Source organism: Halopseudomonas sp. SMJS2 (assembly GCF_029866945.1).
GTDB lineage: Bacteria > Pseudomonadota > Gammaproteobacteria > Pseudomonadales > Pseudomonadaceae > Halopseudomonas > Halopseudomonas bauzanensis.
This window is the reverse complement of the sequence record NZ_CP123445.1, coordinates 3,442,447-3,459,072: the sequence shown is the minus strand read 5'-3', so window position 1 is coordinate 3,459,072 and position 16,626 is coordinate 3,442,447. Positions and strand designations below refer to the sequence as shown.

The following is a 16,626-nucleotide window of genomic DNA, read 5'->3' as shown; positions in this document are numbered from 1 at the left end:
CACTTGTTGATATTAATAACGATTCTCATTAAAGGGTCAAATTGTCTCACCCACGTCAGGACGTCCGCCGACGCGGTACGATCACCGGCGCACCGTCATCCGGCGCGGCGAGAATATCCACATTGGTGTTGTACAGCCGATCCACCAATGCCTTTGTGATGACCTCCCGCGCAGGACCCATGGCGGCGACCCGCCCTTCATCAAGGGCGATCAGCTCATCGCAGTAGCGCGCCGCCATGCCCAGGTCATGGATCACGATCAGTACCGTGCGGTTCTCGGTGGTGATGTGGCGGATCGACTCCATCACTTCGGTCTGCAGGCCGATATCCAGCGCGCTGGTGGGCTCGTCCAGCAGGATCAGGTTGGTATTCTGCGCCAGGATCATGCCCAGCCAGGCGCGCTGGGCCTGGCCGCCGGACAGGGAAGAGGCAATGCGCTGCCATAAAGGCTCCAGCTGCATGATGTCCCGGGCGCGGGCCACCTGCCGGGCATCCTCTGCGCTCCATTGGTTGAACCACCCCTGATGCGGGTGGCGACCGTACTGCACCAGTTGCTCTACCCGTATACCCTCGGCCATTACCGGCCGCTGGGGCAGGAATGCCAGTTGCCGGGCCAGTGCCTTGGTGGAGAAACTGGCCAGCGCCTGGCCCTGGATATCCACCTCGCCTTGCTGCAGCGGCAGTTGTCCCGCCAGCAATTTGAGCAGGGTGGATTTGCCACTGCCATTTGGCCCGACGATGCCAATCAGCTTGCCCCGGGGCAGGCTGAAAGATACATCGTGCAGAACCGGTTTCTGGTGATAGCCAAATTGCAGATTGCGTACTTGCAGAACTGTCATCAGTCGGACCACTGTCTGTCTTTGATCAGGAGGAAGAGCAGCAGGAAGCCGCCCAGGATGCGGGTCATGATGCCGGTCGGAATTTCATTGGGCTGGGCCAGCACCCGTACCAGAATGTCGCTGCCCATGAGCATTACGGCGCCGCACAGCGCCGCCAGCCAGATCGGCGCCAGATTATCGCGGGTAAGCCAGGAGGCCAGGATGGGCGCGGCCATCGCCACGAAGATTACCGGCCCGCCGATCGCGGTGCCCAGCGAGGCCACCAGGATCGCCAGCCCGAGTATGCCCAGCTGTACCAGCGGCACGTTCACGCCCAGATTACGCGCCGTGGCGTCGCCGAAGCGCAGCAGCGCCAGCGGTCGGTTGATCAGTGCCATGAGCGGGCACAGCGCCAGCAGAATCAGGGTGATGGGCTGGGTGGTCTGGTAGCTGACATGGGCGAAGTGCCCCATGGTCCATAGATAGACGCTGCCCAGGTGAGTCAGGGGCTGGGTGGACATAGCGAACTCGCCGACGGCATTGAACAGCTCGGAAATCGCGATGCCAATGATGATGAACAGATAGCCCTGCTCCCCCGGCCGACGGCACAGTACGAACAGCGCCACCGCGGCCAATGCCGCACCCAGCGGCGATGCCCACCAAGGCCAGCTGCCCAGGGTGAGATAGAGAGCGAATACGATGACTGCCAGCGAAGCGCCCTCGTTGACCCCAACCATGTCCGGGGTCGCCAGCCGGTTGCGCACCAGCGTCTGGATCAGGCTGCCGGCCATACCCATCGCCAGCCCGGCCACTACCACCCCGGTGACCCGTGGCAGGCGGATCTTGTACACCATGATCTCATGCAGCTTGCTGCCCTGACCGCTCAGGGTGGCAATGACCTCGCGCATGCTCATGTCTGCCGAGCCGATACTCACCGACAGGACGAATAACAACAGCAGGGTGACCAGCATCAGCAAGGTCATCAGCCAGGTGCGGCGGTGCAGCAGCACGGTGGCCTTGCCCAGCTGCAGACGCCATACGCCGGAAGGGATGCTTGTGTTCATCGTCACCTCACCGTCAACAGCGAGCGGAAGCCGCCGCGCAACACAATGGCAATCAGCACCGGCGCGCCGATCACCGCCAACAGCGTACCCACCGGCATCTCGAAGGGCTGGATCACCCAGCGCGCCAGGATGTCGGCGGCCAGCAGGAACAACATGCCGAACAGGGCGGAAAATACCATCTGGGTGATCAGTTTCACCGGTTCCACCAGGCGCGCGCAGTAGGCCGCCAGGAAGCCGACGAAGCCGATCGGGCCGGCCAGGGAAATAGCGCAGGCGGTGAACAGAGTGGACGCCACCAGCACGCCGATGCGCACCCGGGTGGTATGGATGCCCAACGCCTTGGCCTGCGAGTCGCCCATTTGCATCAAGGTCAGTTGCCGACAGAGCATGGCCGCCAGACCCAGTGCGACGAGGACGACGGGGGTGATGATGCGCACTGCATCCAGCTCGGAGGCGGATAGCGAGCCCAGGTTCCAGAAGCGGAATTGCTCCAGCGCCGTCTGGTTGGCCAGCAGCAGATAGTTCGACAGCCCGCCGAAAACCGCGCTGAGCGCCACTCCGGCGAGGATCAGTTTCAGTGGACTGGCCTGCCCCAACATCAACCCGATGCCCAACACCACCAGGTTGCCGAGCAGTGCGCCGGCGCTTGACCACACCAGATAGCCCTGGGTCGATTCGACTCCGAAATAGATCAGCCCGATCACCAGCCCCATGACCGCTCCGGCGTTGACCCCCAACAGACCCGGCTCGGCCAGGGGGTTGCGCGTGGCACTCTGCAGCAGGCTGGCTGCTACCGCCAGGCTACCCCCCACCAACAGTGCGGCCAGGGTACGCGGCATGCGCAGGGTATGGATAATCATTGCCAGTTTGTCATCGGCGAGCAGGGCGGCGTCGCCACGGAAATAGCCGAATACCTGCGCGGCGCCATACACGCCCGCGCCGGTGGCCATGGACAGCATGAGCAGAGCGGTGAGTAGGGCGGCACCGGTTGCCAGCAGCGCCCACTGGTGTGTGGGCAGATTGATTGCAGTTTTTACCATTGTCCTGATCGATGCATTCTCAACCACACCGGCAAGGCTGCTGCGGCCCGTTCATGGATGGATAGTGACGCGGTCTGACGGTGCCTGACTGCTGCACTGAAAGAGAGTGAGGTCCACGGGGGCTGCGGCAAGAGTCGCTGACTCGTTGCTGCCAATGGTGAGGTTTTTATGATAATGGGAAGTAATATCAATCGCATCATACGCCTATGCGTAGCGGCTGTCGCCCCTTTGAAGGCGCTGCCCGGGCGGCAATCTGTCGCGCCCGGCATCAGATCGGGAGGAGTGGGGTCAGCGCAGGCGCAGCGGCAGGCGAGCGTAACCGCTCGAAGGGTAGGTTGCCAGCACTGCGGATTGCCCGGCGACCAGGCTGAGTTCACGGCTGTGCTGTAACAGGCTGCGCATGATGATGACCAGCTCCATGCGGGCCAGCGGCGCGCCGGGGCACACATGTATGCCTGCGCCATACAGCAGGTTCAGCGACGGGTCGCGGTCCAGGGAAAAGCGTTCCGGCTGGGTGAACACGGCAGGGTCTCGGTTGGCGGCGATCCAGTTGATGGTGATGGCTTGCTTTGCCTCGATGTGTTGGCCGTCAAACTCAACCGGACAAGTGGTGCGCCGGCGGTTATCGACCAGCGGGCCGTGCAGGCGCAGGATCTCATCGTTGGCCTGCCACAACAGTTCGGGGTTGTCGCGCAGTTGCTGCTGGACCTCGGGATGCACAGCCAGAAACTGCGCCAGGATACCGACCGAGGCGGCGATGGTACCGACTTCGCCGACCGTCCAGTTGCGCAGGATGCTGACAATTTCCTGATCGCTCAGCGGCCGGCCATCGATCTGCTCTTGCATCAGCGCGGTGGTGACATCGTCATCGGCTTCGCTGCCAGCCTGGCGGCGCATGCTCAGCAGATTCGCGATCAGTGCATCGAACTCCTGCGCCAGTTCTTCCAGTGCCGCACGGTCACGAGCCAGGGTGGCCCGGGCGTTGCGGGTAGCCCAACTGAGCAGCGGGTCCTGCAGGTTCAGCGGCCAGCCCATGAAGGCGCACTGAATGCGCAGGGCGAAGGGCTGGGCGAAGCCAGCCATCACCTCGATGTGGTCCTGGTGCAGGACGCTGGTCGCCAGGTCCTCGGCGATCGCCCGGCAAATGGGCTCGAACTCGGCCATGCGTTCGGCGTTGAAGTAGGGCTCGATGATTTTCCGATAGGCTGTATGTTCCGGCGGGTCCATGCCGTTGGGTACGGACACGTGACGCGATACCCGGTTGCTGAAGCTGACATGATCGAGCAGAACGCGGCTGACATCGGCATGGCGAAACAGGCTCCAGCCCGCATAGTCGCTGTGAGCGACGGGGCAGTGCTCGCGCATGGCGTCATAGGCGGCGCGCTGGTCACGCAGAACGCTATCGGACCGGGGGTCCCAATCCTGCTTCAACGATTCGGACATACGACAATTCCTGTGAAATGCAAGACAGCCGCACAGGGCAGCCAGATGCATTCATATAAGGGGAAGTGGTAATAAGCCGGATTGAGTTTAGCGCGAGCGAAATGATCAGTAATTGATCAATATCAAGAACGGCAGGCAGGGGAAACGGGCGCCGAGACAGCGCCCGCCAGCGATCAGATGCTCAGCACCCAATCGTAGTCGATGATGACCGGAGCATGCTCCGAGAAGCGCACCTTGCGCGGAATTGCCGCATGCTTCACGAAACGGCGCAGGCCGGGGGTCAGGATCTGGTAGTCCATGCGCAGGCCGAGATTCAGGTCCTGGGCCTGTTCGCTATCCGGCCACCAGCTGTACAGATCGGACTCGCGGGTGACTTCGCGCAGGGCATCGACATAGCCCAGGGTGCCGAAGATTTCATCCATCCAGGCCCGCTCCGGCGCCATGAAGCCAGGCTGGTGCTGACAGTCGCGCCAGTTCTTCACGTCCAGTTTCAGATGTGCGGTGTGCAGCGAGCTGCAATAGATGAACTCGCGGCGCTTGCGGCGCTGCTTGGTCAGGTAGGTGGTGAAGTCATTCATGAACTTGAATTTCTGGTTCAGACTGGCATCCCCGTCCCGGCCCGACGGCAGCAGCAGGCAACCGATGCTGACCTTGTCGAAATCCGCCTGGATATAGCGCCCGTAACGATCGGCCAGCTCGAAGCCGAGCCCCATGATGATCGCCTTGGGTGCGGTCTTGGTATAAATGGCTACGCCGCCCTGGCTGGGCACTTCCGCTTCGAAGCAATATTGCCAGTAGCCTTCAAGCCAATAGGGGTCCTGTTCCAGCTCGGGAGCGGTGACGCGTATGTCCTGAAGGCAGATGACGTCCGCATCCTGCGTGCGCAGCCAGTCAAACAGACCCCGGGCCGCAGCGGCCTCGACACCGTTGACATTAAGACTGATTATTCGCATACATGGCTCCCTCAAATTCGTGCGTGTATGATACCCGAGCTGAAAGGAATTTTGTTATAGATGAGGGTAATAGAATAGATGCATGAGTATCAGTGGGAATTTATTCGGTTTGCGCTGGATCGCAATGTTTTGCGCTTCGGTGAATTTACCCTCAAGTCCGGACGCCAGAGCCCTTACTTCTTCAATGCCGGCTTGTTCAATACTGGCAGTTCGCTGGCCCGGTTGGGGCGCTACTATGCCCAGGCGCTGATCCACAATGGTCCGAAGGAGTTCGACATGATCTTCGGGCCGGCCTACAAGGGTATTCCGCTGGCGGCGGCTACGGCCGTTTCCCTGGCTGACAGCTTTGATATCGATCTGCCATACTGTTTCAATCGCAAGGAAGCCAAGGACCACGGTGAAGGTGGTTCTCTGGTGGGCGCGCCGCTGCAGGGTCGGGTGGTAATCGTCGATGATGTCATCACCGCCGGGACCGCGATCCGCGAGGTCATGCAGATTATCCAGGCGGCAGGCGCCGAGCCGGCCGCGGTGATGGTAGCGCTGGATCGCCAGGAGCGGGGCCAGGGCGAGCTGTCAGCTATTCAGGAAGTCGAGCGTGATTTCGGCATCCCGGTGGTGAGCATCGTGTCGCTGACCCAGATTCTTGCGTTTCTTGAAGACGACGCGCAATTGCGCAAATACCTGCCTGCAGTGCAGGCGTATCGCGAGCAGTACGGCATCTGAACGGAGGCCGTCAACCAAGCCAGGACAGGGTGGTCCAGTTATGCAGAAAAGGATTGGGTATCGAGCTATGGCCGTGGTTCTCGGCAGTATTGCGCTTGCCGCCGAGGCCCAGTCCGCCGACCTGTATCGCTACGTCAATGACAAGGGCATCACGGTGCTGGACCGCAGCGTGCCGCCCCAGCATGTCAGTCGCGGTTATGAGGTGCTCGATGGCGATGGCCGGGTAAAGCAGGTGGTGCCGGCGGCGCTCACGCCCGAGGAACGGGAGGCGGCGCGGGCCGCCGAGCGCGAGCAGCAGCAGCGCCGCAGCGCCGACGAGACCCTGCTGCGGTTGTATTCCAGTGTGGAAGACCTCGACCGTGCCTACAGTCGCCAGGTCCAGCAGATCGAGAACCTGATTGCCACTTCCGAAACGGGCATTCTCACCCTGAACAACCAGCGCGAAGACTTGCTGAGCCGGGCGGCGGTGCAGGAGCGGGCTGGTCGCAAGGTAGACCCGCAGATTCTCCGGGAGTTGGCGGAAGTAGAAGCGGAGCAGCAGCGCCTGCAGCGGCTGATCAATAACAACCGTCAGGATATCGCGACGGTCAATGACACCTTCGCCAATCGCCGTCAGCGGTTGCAGTTGTTGCTGGCAGACTGAGGCGATTCAGCGCTTCAAGCTGCCAGCGCAAGTTATAGCTGAACGCTGGTTTTCTCGAAGGCAGCGATGGCCTCGCGGAACGCTTGCGGGATGGCTTGCGGCCGCCGGGTTGTCATATCCGCATGCACGTAGACGATTTCCCCGGTTACCAGCAGTTGCTGTTCGCGGTAGATACCGATGGCGAACTGCATGCTGCTGTTGCCCAGCCGGGCGATACGCACATGAATCTGCAACACATCGTCGAAGCAGGCTGGCGCCTGATACTCCAGCAAGGTCCGTACGGCAAAGAAGTCGCTGCCGCTGACACCGGTGTCAGGGTGCACCTCCCGCAGAGCACGGAAATACTCGGTAATGCCCACATCGGCATAGGTCAGATAATGACCATTGAACACGATGCCCTGGGGGTCGGCTTCGGCCCAGCGCACGCGCAGCGGGCAGCTGAACCGGAAGTCGCTCTGCTGCATGTGGTTCACTCCGGCTGCTGATTGGTGATCAGAGTGCCAACACCGGTGTCGGTGAAGACTTCCAGCAGTACCGCATTGGGTACCCGGCCATCGACGATGATGGCGCTGCCAACCCCGCCCTGCACCGCATCCAGTGCGCAGCGGATCTTCGGCAACATGCCGCCGTAGATGGTGCCATCGGCGATCAGCTCGTCGACCTGTGCGGTGGTCAGGCCGGTCAGCACCTTGCCTGTCTTGTCCATCAGCCCGGCAATATTGGTCAGCAGCATCAGCTTCTCGGCGCCCAGCGCCTCGGCCACCTTGCCGGCGACCAGGTCAGCGTTGATGTTGTAGGAGGTGCCGTCGGCACCGACGCCGATGGGCGCGATCACCGGAATGTAGTCATCGGAAATCAGTCGGTTGATCAGCTTCACATTGACCTCGCTGACTTCACCGACCTGCCCCACATCGATGATCTCCGGCTTGTCCATGCCCGGGGTGCGGCGGGTGACCTTGAGCTTGCGCGCGCGAATCAGGTTGGCATCCTTGCCGGTCAGGCCGAGCGCCTGGCCGCCATGCTGGTTGATCAGGTTGACGATATTCTTGTTCACCTGGCCGCCGAGAACCATTTCCACCACATCCATGGTCGCGCCGTCGGTCACGCGCATGCCTTCGATGAACTCGCTGGTGATGTTCAGGCGCTTGAGCAGGTCACCGATCTGTGGACCACCGCCATGCACTACCACCGGATTGATGCCAACGGTCTTCATCAGCACGATATCCTTGGCGAAGCTGGCCTGCAGCTCTTCGCTCTCCATGGCGTTGCCGCCGTACTTGATGACGATGGTCTTGCCGGTGAAGCGCTGGATATAGGGCAGAGCCTCGGTCAGGATCATGGATACCTGGGTAGCGGCGTCACGGTTCAACATGGTGGTTCTCTTCTCCTGATCGGAATCGTCAGCGCCGGGGCAACCCCGGCTGTGGATATTACAGATTGTTCAATGTCAGGTCGGGCGCGACGCGGGTCAGCTGCTCGCGGAATCGCTGGCGGATGCGCTCCAGCCCACCGGCGTCTTCGGCCTCGAACCGCAGCACCAGCACCGGGGTGGTATTGGACGCCCGTACCAGGCCCCAGCCATCAGGGTAGTCCACGCGCAGCCCGTCGATCGTGGTGACGCGGGCCTGCTCGCCCCATTCGGCAGTGTTTTCCAGGTCGTTCATCAACGCGAACTTGCGCTTTTCGCCAACCTCGACATGCAGCTCTGGTGTGCTCAGGCCGGTCGGGTAGCGGTCGAACATCGCGTTGATCTGCTCGCGATCCTGAGTCAGCATCGAGACCAGTTCCAGCAGTCGGCAGGCGCTGTACAGACCGTCATCGAAGCCGTACCAGCGTTCCTGGAAGAACACATGGCCGCTCATCTCGCCACCGAGCAGGGCCTGGGTTTCCTGCATCTTGACCTTGATCAGTGAGTGGCCGGATTTCCACATCACCGGGCGACCACCCAGGCGGCTGATCAACTGTGGTAGCTGGCGGGTGCATTTCACGTCAAATACGATATCGGCACCGGGGTTGCGAGTCACTATATCCTCGGCAAACAACATCAGCAGCCGGTCGGCGCAGATGATTTCGCCATTGGCCATTACCACGCCCAGGCGGTCGGCATCGCCATCGAAGGCCAGCCCCAGGTCGGCGTTGTGTTGTTTGACGATCAATTGCAGGTCGCGCAGGTTCTCGGGTTTGCCCGGGTCTGGATGATGGTTGGGGAAGTTGCCATCGACCTCGCAGTACAGCGCCACCACCTCGCAGCCAAGCTGCTCCAGCAGGTTCTGGGCAATCACTCCGCCCACGCCATTGCCGCAATCAACCACCACTTTAAGTGGGCGGGCCAGCAGTACGTCGTCGACGATGCGATGGGTATAGGAGTCCAGGATGTCCAGCGGCTGGCATTCGCCATTGCCCTCATGCAGGAGGTTCTGCTCCAGCCGCTGGCGCAGCGCACTGATACGCTCGCCAGACAGGGTCTGACCGGCAATGACGATCTTCAATCCATTGTAGTCCGGCGGATTGTGACTGCCGGTGAGCATCACTCCCGAAGTGGCCTCGGTGGTGTGGGTGGCGTAGTAGAGCACCGGAGTCGGCACCATGCCCAGATCGACCACCTGACAGCCACAGTCGGTCAGACCGCGGATCAGTTGTTCCAGCAACTCCGGGCCGGACAGCCGACCATCACGGGCCACGGCAACCCGGGGTTGGCCGGCATCCAGCGATTCGCTGCCGATCGCCCGTCCCAGCCAATAGACGTACTCGGCGCTCAGGGTGCGGCCGACTACACCGCGGATGTCATAGGCGCGGAAGATTTCTGCCGGCAGGGAAGGCGCGCCGGCCATCGGCTCGTCGGGCAGGTCATCGAGAATATCGATATCCAGTACATCTTCCAGCGGCGGCAGGGGCGCGGCGGCGGAATCGGCAACGGGTGGCGTTGGCCGTACCGGTTGACTGGCAGCAGGCGCTACCGGTGCCTGCCTGCCGCGGCTGACCAGCTGCATGATGCTCTGCGCCAGAGGCTCCAGCGGGCCCAGCCGCAAGCCAGCGGCCTTGTGGCCCTGGGTCAGTTGCTCGAGGGTCTGGGCATCGGCGGCCAGTGCCTGGTTCCAGCTGCGTTGCAGCAACAGCAGGCTGGCCAGGGCGCCGGCCAGCGCCAGCAGCACTGCGGCGAGCAGTACCAGCGGATTGGGTGCCCCTGCGCCCATGGCGCTCCCGGCCTGGAATTCCAGGCGCCAGGCGGGATTGTCAGTAGCCAGGCTGAGAACGTCGCCATGGCCGCTACCGGCCTGATACAGCGGTTGTGCCGGCCCAGCCGGGAATTGCTGGATCAGCGCGACCTTGCCGGCATCCTGGGGCAGCTGCGGCAATGCCGCAGTCAGGCGCTGCAACTCGAATACTACCAACAGGGTGCCGGCAATCGGCGCTGTGGGCGCGGTGCGCAGCGGTTCAACCAGATACAGCCGCCAGTGCTCGCCGACCTTGTGCGCTTCGGCCGGGACCGGCAGGCCACGTTCGGCGCGGCGGATCATGTCCAGCGCCGCAAAGCTCAGCGGCGCCTGCGCATCATTGATGTGACGTGCAGCGCCGGGACGGTGCAGGTAGGTTGCCAACTGGTGAACCAGTGTGCCTGCGGGACGGAGGCTGCCCTGCTGCTGCAGAAGGGCCTGCAGCTGGGGATTGGCGGCAGCCCGGGCCACATCCGTATCGAGCTGCGCCAGCGCGCGATTGAGCGCGCTCTGCTGCTGAATGGCATAGGCCTGACTGAGGTCGCTGCGATAGCTGTCCGCCGCCGGGGCGAACAGCAGCAGCCACAGCAGCGTCAGCGCGGCGGCCAGGCTGGCGAGCATCACCAGCAGCGGTGCCAGGGTGCCCGGTACGGTGCTGGGCTGTCGGGTCATGGATGGTTTCGTCAGTTTCATCTTTGTGTATTGCCTCCCTGCAAATCAAAGAAATCAGTGGCTGCCGGTGTGTCCGAACCCACCTGCGCCGCGCTGGCTGTCGTCGAATTCGCTGACGATCTCCAGCTGCGCCTGGACCACCGGGACCAGTACCAGCTGGGCGATGCGTTCGCCCGGCTCGATGGTGAAAGCCTGCTGCCCGCGGTTCCAGCAGGACACCATCAGCTCGCCCTGGTAATCCGAATCGATCAATCCGACCAGGTTGCCCAGCACAATGCCATGTTTATGGCCCAGCCCCGAGCGTGGCAGGATCATCGCCGCCAGCCCGGGATCGGCGATGTGGATGGCCATGCCGCTGGGCAGCAGCGTGGTCTGGCCAGGCTCCAGCGTCAGCGGCGCGTCGATCATGGCCCGCAGATCCAGCCCGGCGGAGCCTGTGGTGGCGTAGGTGGGCAGCGGCCATTGTTGGCCGAGGCGGGGGTCGAGAATGCGGACTTGCAGGGCGTGCATGGTGTTTCCTCAGGCTGAAGTAGTCAGGCGATCGGCAATGACAGCGATGAGCTGGCGGGCCAGCTTGTGCTTGCTGGCGCGGGGCAGCGGCTGTGGAGCCAGGCTGCGGTCGATCAGGGTGACGGCGTTGTCATCGGCATTGAAGCCGATCCCCGGCTGGCTGACATCATTGGCAACGATCAGGTCCAGGTTCTTGCGGGTGAGCTTGTCACTGGCATAACCGAGCACATCATCGGTCTCGGCGGCGAAGCCGACACAGAAGCCGGGGCGCTGGGCATGGCCGGCGAGGGTCGCCAGGATATCCGGGTTGCGTATCAGGGTCAGGGTCAGGCCGGCGTCGCTGTCGGTTTCTTTCTTCAATTTGCCCGGAGCACAACTGGCGGGCCGGTAATCCGCCACCGCCGCCGAGGCAATGAACAGATCGGCGGGCAGGGCGGCTTCGCAGGCAGCCAGCATCTCGGCGGCGCTGGTCACATCCACCCGGTCGACCCGGGGCGGGGTTGGCAGGTTGACCGGGCCGGCCACCAGAGTAACCCGGGCACCGGCCTCGGCGGCTGCCTCGGCCAGGGCAAAGCCCATCTTGCCGGAGCTGTGATTGGACAGGTAGCGGACCGGGTCGATCGCCTCGCGGGTCGGGCCGGCGTTGATCAGCACATGGCGGCCGGTCAGCAGCCCGCGCTCGAAGCATTCGGCGCAGCGCGCGGCGATCTCGGTGGGTTCGAGCATGCGGCCGGGGCCGATATCGCCGCAGGCCTGCTCGCCGGCAGCGGGGCCGTAGACCTTGATGTCGCGCTGCAACAGCGTTTGCAGGTTGGCCTGGGTCGCCGGGTCGCGCCACATGGCCTGGTTCATGGCCGGCGCCAGGGCGATCGGGGCATCGGTGGCCAATACCAGGGTAGTCAGCAGATCATCGCCGCGACCAGTGGCCAGCCGTGCCATCAGGTCGGCGGTGGCCGGCGCGATCAGCACCAGATCCGCCCAGCGCGCCAGTTCGATATGCCCCATGGCTGCTTCCGCCGCGGGGTCCAGCAGGTCGCCATGTACCGGGTTGCCGGACAGCGCCTGCAGGGTCAGGGGCGTGATGAACTCGTGGGCAGCGCGGGTCATCACCACACGCACATCGGCCCCGGCGTCCTTCAACCGGCGCACCAGCTCGGCGCTTTTATAGGCAGCGATCCCGCCGCTGATTCCCAGTACCACCTGCTTGTTCAACAACCGCTGCATCATCGACTCCAGAGTGCCTGGCAAATGGCGCTAACGATACCATATGGCGACCCTGTCACGCGCTCCCCCTGCGCGACTCGACCATCGATGCGAGCCCACCCTATACTCGGGGTTTTGCCAGCACGAAAAGGGCAGTACGTGCATTGATGAACGCAAGGAGTGCATGTCATGCCCATTACCGATTGGCCGGAGGCTGAACGCCCCCGGGAGAAACTGTTGCTGCAAGGGGCTGCTGCCCTATCCGATGCCGAGCTGCTGGCGATCTTCCTGCGCACGGGCCTGCCGGGGCGCAGCGCCGTGGATCTGGCCCGCGATCTGCTGCAGGGCTTTGGCAGCCTGCGTGCCCTGCTGCACGCCGAGCAGCAGGACTTTTGTCGCCATCGGGGTTTGGGTCCGGCCAAGTTCGTGCAGTTGCAAGCCGTCATGGAAATGGCCCGGCGGCATCTGTTCGAGGACCTGAAGCGCGGCGATGCGCTGACCTCGCCCGGTGCGGTGCGCAACTTTCTGCGCAGCAAGTTGATGGCGCTGCCCCACGAGGTCTTTGCCTGCCTGTATCTCGACAATCAGCATCGGGTGATTGCCTTCGAGGAGCTGTTTCGCGGCACCCTGGACAGTGCCAGTGTCTATCCCCGTGAGGTGATCAAGCGCGCCTTGTCACACAATGCCGCAGCGCTGATCCTGACCCACAACCATCCGTCGGGAGTGGCCGAGCCGAGCCAGGCCGACCTGCTGCTGACCCGGCGGCTGAAGGAGTCGCTGGCGCTGGTGGATATCCGCGTGCTTGACCATTTGGTGGTGGGTGATGGTGACCCGGTGTCCTTTGCCGAACGCGGGCTTTTATGAGGCGGTTACATCAAAAATCATTGCCTGGGGTGGCACATTTTGGTATAAAGCTCCGCTCTTCTCGGGGCTGCACCTGTAATCCATACATTACAGTGAAGCGTGATGGGTTGCCCCGGCTGGACAACAGATTCTTATTTTGACTTCCAACCAGTTCGGGTTGGGCAAGTGGTTGGAGAGGGTTAACCATGTCTCGAGTATGTCAAGTGACCGGCAAAGGCCCGGTGACTGGGAACAATGTTTCCCACGCTAACAACAGAACCAAGCGTCGTTTTCTGCCTAACCTGCAGTACCATCGTTTCTGGGTAGAATCCGAAAAGCGTTTTGTCCGTCTGCGCACGTCCGCCAAGGGCATGCGTATCATCGACAAGCGTGGTATTGACGCCGTTCTGGCTGAAATCCGCGGTCGCGGCATTAAAGTTTAAGGAGCAGCACCATGCGTGAATTGATTCGTCTGATCTCCTCTGCCGGTACTGGTCATTTCTACACTACCGACAAGAACAAGCGTACTACTCCCGACAAGATCGAAATCAAGAAATTCGATCCGGTTGTACGCAAGCACGTGATGTACAAGGAAGGCAAGATCAAATAAGATCCGCCTGACTGACAAGAAACCCGCTTCGGCGGGTTTTTTGTTGCCTGTAATCTAGCGCTCCCCACCCACCGCAAAGTTGGGCATGCTGTTCACGGGCTGGGCGAATTCGAAGGGAATGGACACGGTGTTCAGACCGACGTTCTTCTGCACCACGAAGTGCAAATGCGGGCCGGTGCTGTTGCCGGTATTACCGGACAGCGCCAGCAGCTCGCCGGCGCGCACCCGCTGACCTTCCCGCACATTGACCGACCCCTGTTTCAGGTGCAGATAGACGCCCATGGTGCCGTCGTCATGCAGCAGCCGGACGAAATTGCCGGCCGGGTTGGTGCCGCGGCCGCTTTGCTGGTTCTCGGTCTTGACCACCAGTCCGCCGCGGGCGGCGACGATGGGTGTGCCGACTGGCATGGCGATGTCCACCGCGTAGCGCCCTTTCGGACCGGTATGACTGTAGCGTCCACCCGGGCCCTGGGTCATGCGGAAGGGGCCGCCGCGCCAGGGCAGTGGGTAGGCGAGCGGGCTGGGTTTGGCGCGGGGGTCGCCCAGCGCGTAACGCAACTTGTGCTGGTAGCGCGGGGTGCCGGTGCCAGTCGGAGCCAGGGTCAGCAGACGGATATTGCCGCGCGGCGGCAGAACCCAGCGCACTGGCGCGTCGGGTGCGCCCAGCACATGTTCGGCAGCGATGATGGACAGTTCGATTTCGACCGGCACGTACAGGTCATTGTTGACTACCAGCGTATCGCCGCCGGCATGCTTGCGCGTGGTGACATACACCTGACGGTCATTGTCCTCGACCATCCGGTCGCGGAACACGAACACCTGGGCGCCCTGCACACGCTGATCGGTGTAGGTAACGACGCCGTTCGCGTCGGTGTACTTGTAGATGGTGGAGCCAAGCAGGGCTGGGCTGGCCAGCAGCAGGACAGCCCCCAGAAAAAAGGTACGCATCCGTTGCAACCGTCAATCATGATCGAGCGCCAAGGATAAACCGTGACGCGCGCGAAAGCGACCCGCGCAAATAGGTTAGGGCGCGCGAGCCGCTACGTTCGTCGGAAGCCTGCCGTTACTGGGCAGGCGTCACTCGCCAGATGATATTGGCCAGGTCATCCGCCACGATCAGCGCACCCTCGGGATCAACGGTCACGCCTACTGGCCGGCCACGGGTCTTGCCATCGGCCGTACGGAAGTCATAGACGAAATCGACCGGCGGGCCAGACGGCCGACCATTACTGAACGGCACGAAGATCACCTTGTAACCGACCGGGTTCTTGCGGTTCCAGCTGCCATGCTCGCCGATAAATACGCCGTCGGCATATTCAGCGCCCATCGCCGGGCTGGAGAAATCCAGGCCCAGTGCTGCCACGTGGGAACCCAGGGCGTAATCCGGCACGATTGCCGAGGCGACCTTCTCCGGATCCCCCGGTTTTACGCGAGGATCCACATTCTGGCCCCAGTAGCTGTAGGGCCAGCCGTAGAAGCCGCCTTCCTGAACGGAGGTGAGATAGTCGGGCACCAAGTCCGGGCCCATCTCGTCGCGCTCGTTCACCACCGACCAGAGCACGCCGGTACCCGGTTGCACGGCTAACGCCGTGGGGTTGCGCAGGCCGGTGGCATAGGGCTTGTGCATCCCCGTTTCGGCATCGATCTGCCAAACCTCGGCGCGGTTCACTTCCGCCGCCATGCCCCGTTCGGTGATGTTGCTGTTGGAACCAATGCCCACATAGAGGAAGCGCCCATCCTCACTGGCAGTCATGGCCTTGGTCCAGTGGTGGTTGATCGCAGACGGCAGGTCGGTGATTTTTTCCGGCGGCCCGCTGGCCCGGGTCTGACCTTCCTCGTAGTCGAAGCGCACCAGGGCATCCTGATTGGCGACGTACAGATTGTTATCCACCAACGCCAGCCCGTAGGGCGCATTGAGATCTTCAGCGAATACCGTCTGCTCCTCATAGGTTCCATCGCCATTGGCATCGCGCAGGAGAGTCAGACGATTACCGCTTTCCACCTGGGTATTGCCTTGGGCCTTGATGTAGCCGGCGATCACGTCCTTGGGTTTCAGCGCTTGGGCGTTACCGCCGCGGCCTTCAGCCACCAGGATGTCGCCATTGGGTAATACCAGTGTCTGGCGTGGAATCTTCAGGTCGGTGGCAATGGCCGTGACGGTATAGCCTTCAGGCACGGTGGGAACCTGGTCGCCCCATTCGGTCGGCTCGGCAATGGTCATGTCGGGGAGCAGGCCGCGCTGGGCTTTGGGTAACTCATCGACCGTGCCGTATGTCTGCTGCTGATCGCCCTCATTGCCACCACAGGCGCTGAGCAGAATTGCCAGGGTGCAGAGCGGGAAAACCGGGGACAGGTTGAAATACTTCATGCGTCACCCCCATGTGCAGTGGCCAGCCCGAACCAGGCGGCGGCACAGGCCAATAGTGTGACCACCACCGAGAGTACCAGGCCCATCGGCATGCTCGCCCAGGCGTCTTTGGCATGAATCAGCGCGTTGATGAAGCCGACAATCCAGGTGACCACGAGCAGCAACAATGACAACAGGGCGTGACGATGACGGCCATCGGCCCGGAACAATCCGATGATCCCGCACAGAATAGCCAGGCCGGCAAAGACCAGACCGCCGGCGATCAGCCAGGAGGAGAAGTTATTCCACTGTATGTGGTGGCTCGACGAATAGGCTATGTCGCTCAGAAGAGCGCCTAGAAACAGGGGAATGGGTCCGGCGAGTAGTATCGCGTGCAGGGGGTGGGGAGCATACAGATAGGTTCGGTCGACAGTAGCCATCGGGAGGGGTTCCTCTTCGTTGAGCGAGCGAAATCCGGTCGCCGAGTCCCGCTCTGGAATCGGGGAAATCGGAGGCATACTGCCGGAGTATAGTTCACCCGTC

At 62.4% G+C, this 16,626-nt stretch carries 18 protein-coding genes; 5 read left to right on the top strand and 13 right to left on the bottom strand.

What is annotated here, in order from left to right; all coding sequences use genetic code 11:
- Positions 1-55: 55 nt before the first annotated feature.
- From QAO71_RS16185 to QAO71_RS16165, 5 genes are all read right to left on the bottom strand, one after another.
- Positions 56-838, bottom strand: coding sequence for an ABC transporter ATP-binding protein (locus QAO71_RS16185; protein WP_280164899.1), 783 nt, complete (start codon positions 836-838; stop codon positions 56-58).
- Entirely contained in the window at positions 838-1,881 is a 1,044-nt protein-coding gene (locus QAO71_RS16180; protein ID WP_280164898.1) for an iron ABC transporter permease, read from the bottom strand. Before QAO71_RS16180 ends, QAO71_RS16185 begins: the two co-directional genes overlap by 1 nt.
- Before the next feature lie 2 nt (positions 1,882-1,883).
- Positions 1,884-2,921 (bottom strand): iron ABC transporter permease, encoded by a 1,038-nt coding sequence (locus tag QAO71_RS16175; RefSeq protein WP_074778849.1) that lies wholly within the window; start codon positions 2,919-2,921, stop codon positions 1,884-1,886.
- Between the two features lie 288 nt (positions 2,922-3,209).
- Positions 3,210-4,364, bottom strand: coding sequence for a cytochrome P450 (locus QAO71_RS16170; RefSeq protein ID WP_280164897.1), 1,155 nt, complete (start codon positions 4,362-4,364; stop codon positions 3,210-3,212).
- 173 nt (positions 4,365-4,537) lie between these two features.
- Entirely contained in the window at positions 4,538-5,317 is a 780-nt protein-coding gene (locus tag QAO71_RS16165; RefSeq protein WP_280164896.1) for an exodeoxyribonuclease III, read from the bottom strand.
- Positions 5,318-5,395: 78 nt separating this feature from the next.
- Here QAO71_RS16165 and pyrE point away from each other — a divergent pair, with 78 nt between their 5' ends.
- Together pyrE and QAO71_RS16155 are read left to right on the top strand one after the other, a co-directional pair.
- Complete coding sequence (pyrE, locus tag QAO71_RS16160) at positions 5,396-6,040, top strand: orotate phosphoribosyltransferase (RefSeq protein ID WP_036991865.1); 645 nt, start codon at positions 5,396-5,398, stop codon at positions 6,038-6,040.
- Between the two features lie 67 nt (positions 6,041-6,107).
- On the top strand, positions 6,108-6,683 hold the full coding sequence (locus tag QAO71_RS16155) for a hypothetical protein (protein WP_036991867.1): 576 nt from the start codon (positions 6,108-6,110) through the stop codon (positions 6,681-6,683).
- A 32-nt stretch (positions 6,684-6,715) separates the two neighbouring features.
- Here the strand turns inward: QAO71_RS16155 and QAO71_RS16150 are convergent, their stop codons facing one another.
- Genes QAO71_RS16150 through coaBC form a run of 5 tightly spaced genes read right to left on the bottom strand, consistent with a single transcriptional unit; the run spans position 6,716 to position 12,304 of the window.
- The gene (locus QAO71_RS16150) at positions 6,716-7,147 is read right to left on the bottom strand and encodes a thioesterase family protein (RefSeq protein ID WP_036991869.1); all 432 of its coding nucleotides are present in this window, start codon (positions 7,145-7,147) and stop codon (positions 6,716-6,718) included.
- 5 nt (positions 7,148-7,152) lie between these two features.
- On the bottom strand, positions 7,153-8,055 hold the full coding sequence (argB, locus tag QAO71_RS16145; RefSeq protein WP_036991871.1) for an acetylglutamate kinase: 903 nt from the start codon (positions 8,053-8,055) through the stop codon (positions 7,153-7,155).
- A gap of 58 nt (positions 8,056-8,113) precedes the next feature.
- A complete protein-coding gene (locus QAO71_RS16140; protein ID WP_280164895.1) occupies positions 8,114-10,591 on the bottom strand; it encodes a phosphomannomutase/phosphoglucomutase in 2,478 nt (825 codons plus the stop codon).
- A 33-nt stretch (positions 10,592-10,624) separates the two neighbouring features.
- Complete coding sequence (gene dut, locus QAO71_RS16135; protein WP_280164894.1) at positions 10,625-11,080, bottom strand: dUTP diphosphatase; 456 nt, start codon at positions 11,078-11,080, stop codon at positions 10,625-10,627.
- 9 nt (positions 11,081-11,089) lie between these two features.
- Positions 11,090-12,304: a bifunctional phosphopantothenoylcysteine decarboxylase/phosphopantothenate--cysteine ligase CoaBC gene (coaBC, locus tag QAO71_RS16130; protein ID WP_074778839.1), complete on the bottom strand. Its 1,215-nt coding sequence runs from the start codon at positions 12,302-12,304 to the stop codon at positions 11,090-11,092.
- Positions 12,305-12,472: 168 nt separating this feature from the next.
- Here coaBC and radC point away from each other — a divergent pair, with 168 nt between their 5' ends.
- From radC to rpmG, 3 genes are all read left to right on the top strand, one after another.
- On the top strand, positions 12,473-13,147 hold the full coding sequence (gene radC / locus QAO71_RS16125; protein WP_074778837.1) for a DNA repair protein RadC: 675 nt from the start codon (positions 12,473-12,475) through the stop codon (positions 13,145-13,147).
- 185 nt (positions 13,148-13,332) lie between these two features.
- Positions 13,333-13,569, top strand: coding sequence for a 50S ribosomal protein L28 (gene rpmB / locus QAO71_RS16120; protein WP_036991876.1), 237 nt, complete (start codon positions 13,333-13,335; stop codon positions 13,567-13,569).
- An 11-nt stretch (positions 13,570-13,580) separates the two neighbouring features.
- Positions 13,581-13,736: a 50S ribosomal protein L33 gene (gene rpmG, locus QAO71_RS16115; protein WP_022960960.1), complete on the top strand. Its 156-nt coding sequence runs from the start codon at positions 13,581-13,583 to the stop codon at positions 13,734-13,736.
- Between the two features lie 54 nt (positions 13,737-13,790).
- Here the strand turns inward: rpmG and QAO71_RS16110 are convergent, their stop codons facing one another.
- The 3 genes from QAO71_RS16110 to QAO71_RS16100 form a co-directional block, all read right to left on the bottom strand.
- Positions 13,791-14,684: a M23 family metallopeptidase gene (locus tag QAO71_RS16110; protein WP_074778835.1), complete on the bottom strand. Its 894-nt coding sequence runs from the start codon at positions 14,682-14,684 to the stop codon at positions 13,791-13,793.
- A 115-nt stretch (positions 14,685-14,799) separates the two neighbouring features.
- Positions 14,800-16,104 (bottom strand): sorbosone dehydrogenase family protein, encoded by a 1,305-nt coding sequence (locus QAO71_RS16105; protein ID WP_074778833.1) that lies wholly within the window; start codon positions 16,102-16,104, stop codon positions 14,800-14,802.
- The gene (locus QAO71_RS16100) at positions 16,101-16,523 is read right to left on the bottom strand and encodes a DUF2231 domain-containing protein (RefSeq protein ID WP_280164893.1); all 423 of its coding nucleotides are present in this window, start codon (positions 16,521-16,523) and stop codon (positions 16,101-16,103) included. Before QAO71_RS16100 ends, QAO71_RS16105 begins: the two co-directional genes overlap by 4 nt.
- Positions 16,524-16,626: the final 103 nt, after the last annotated feature.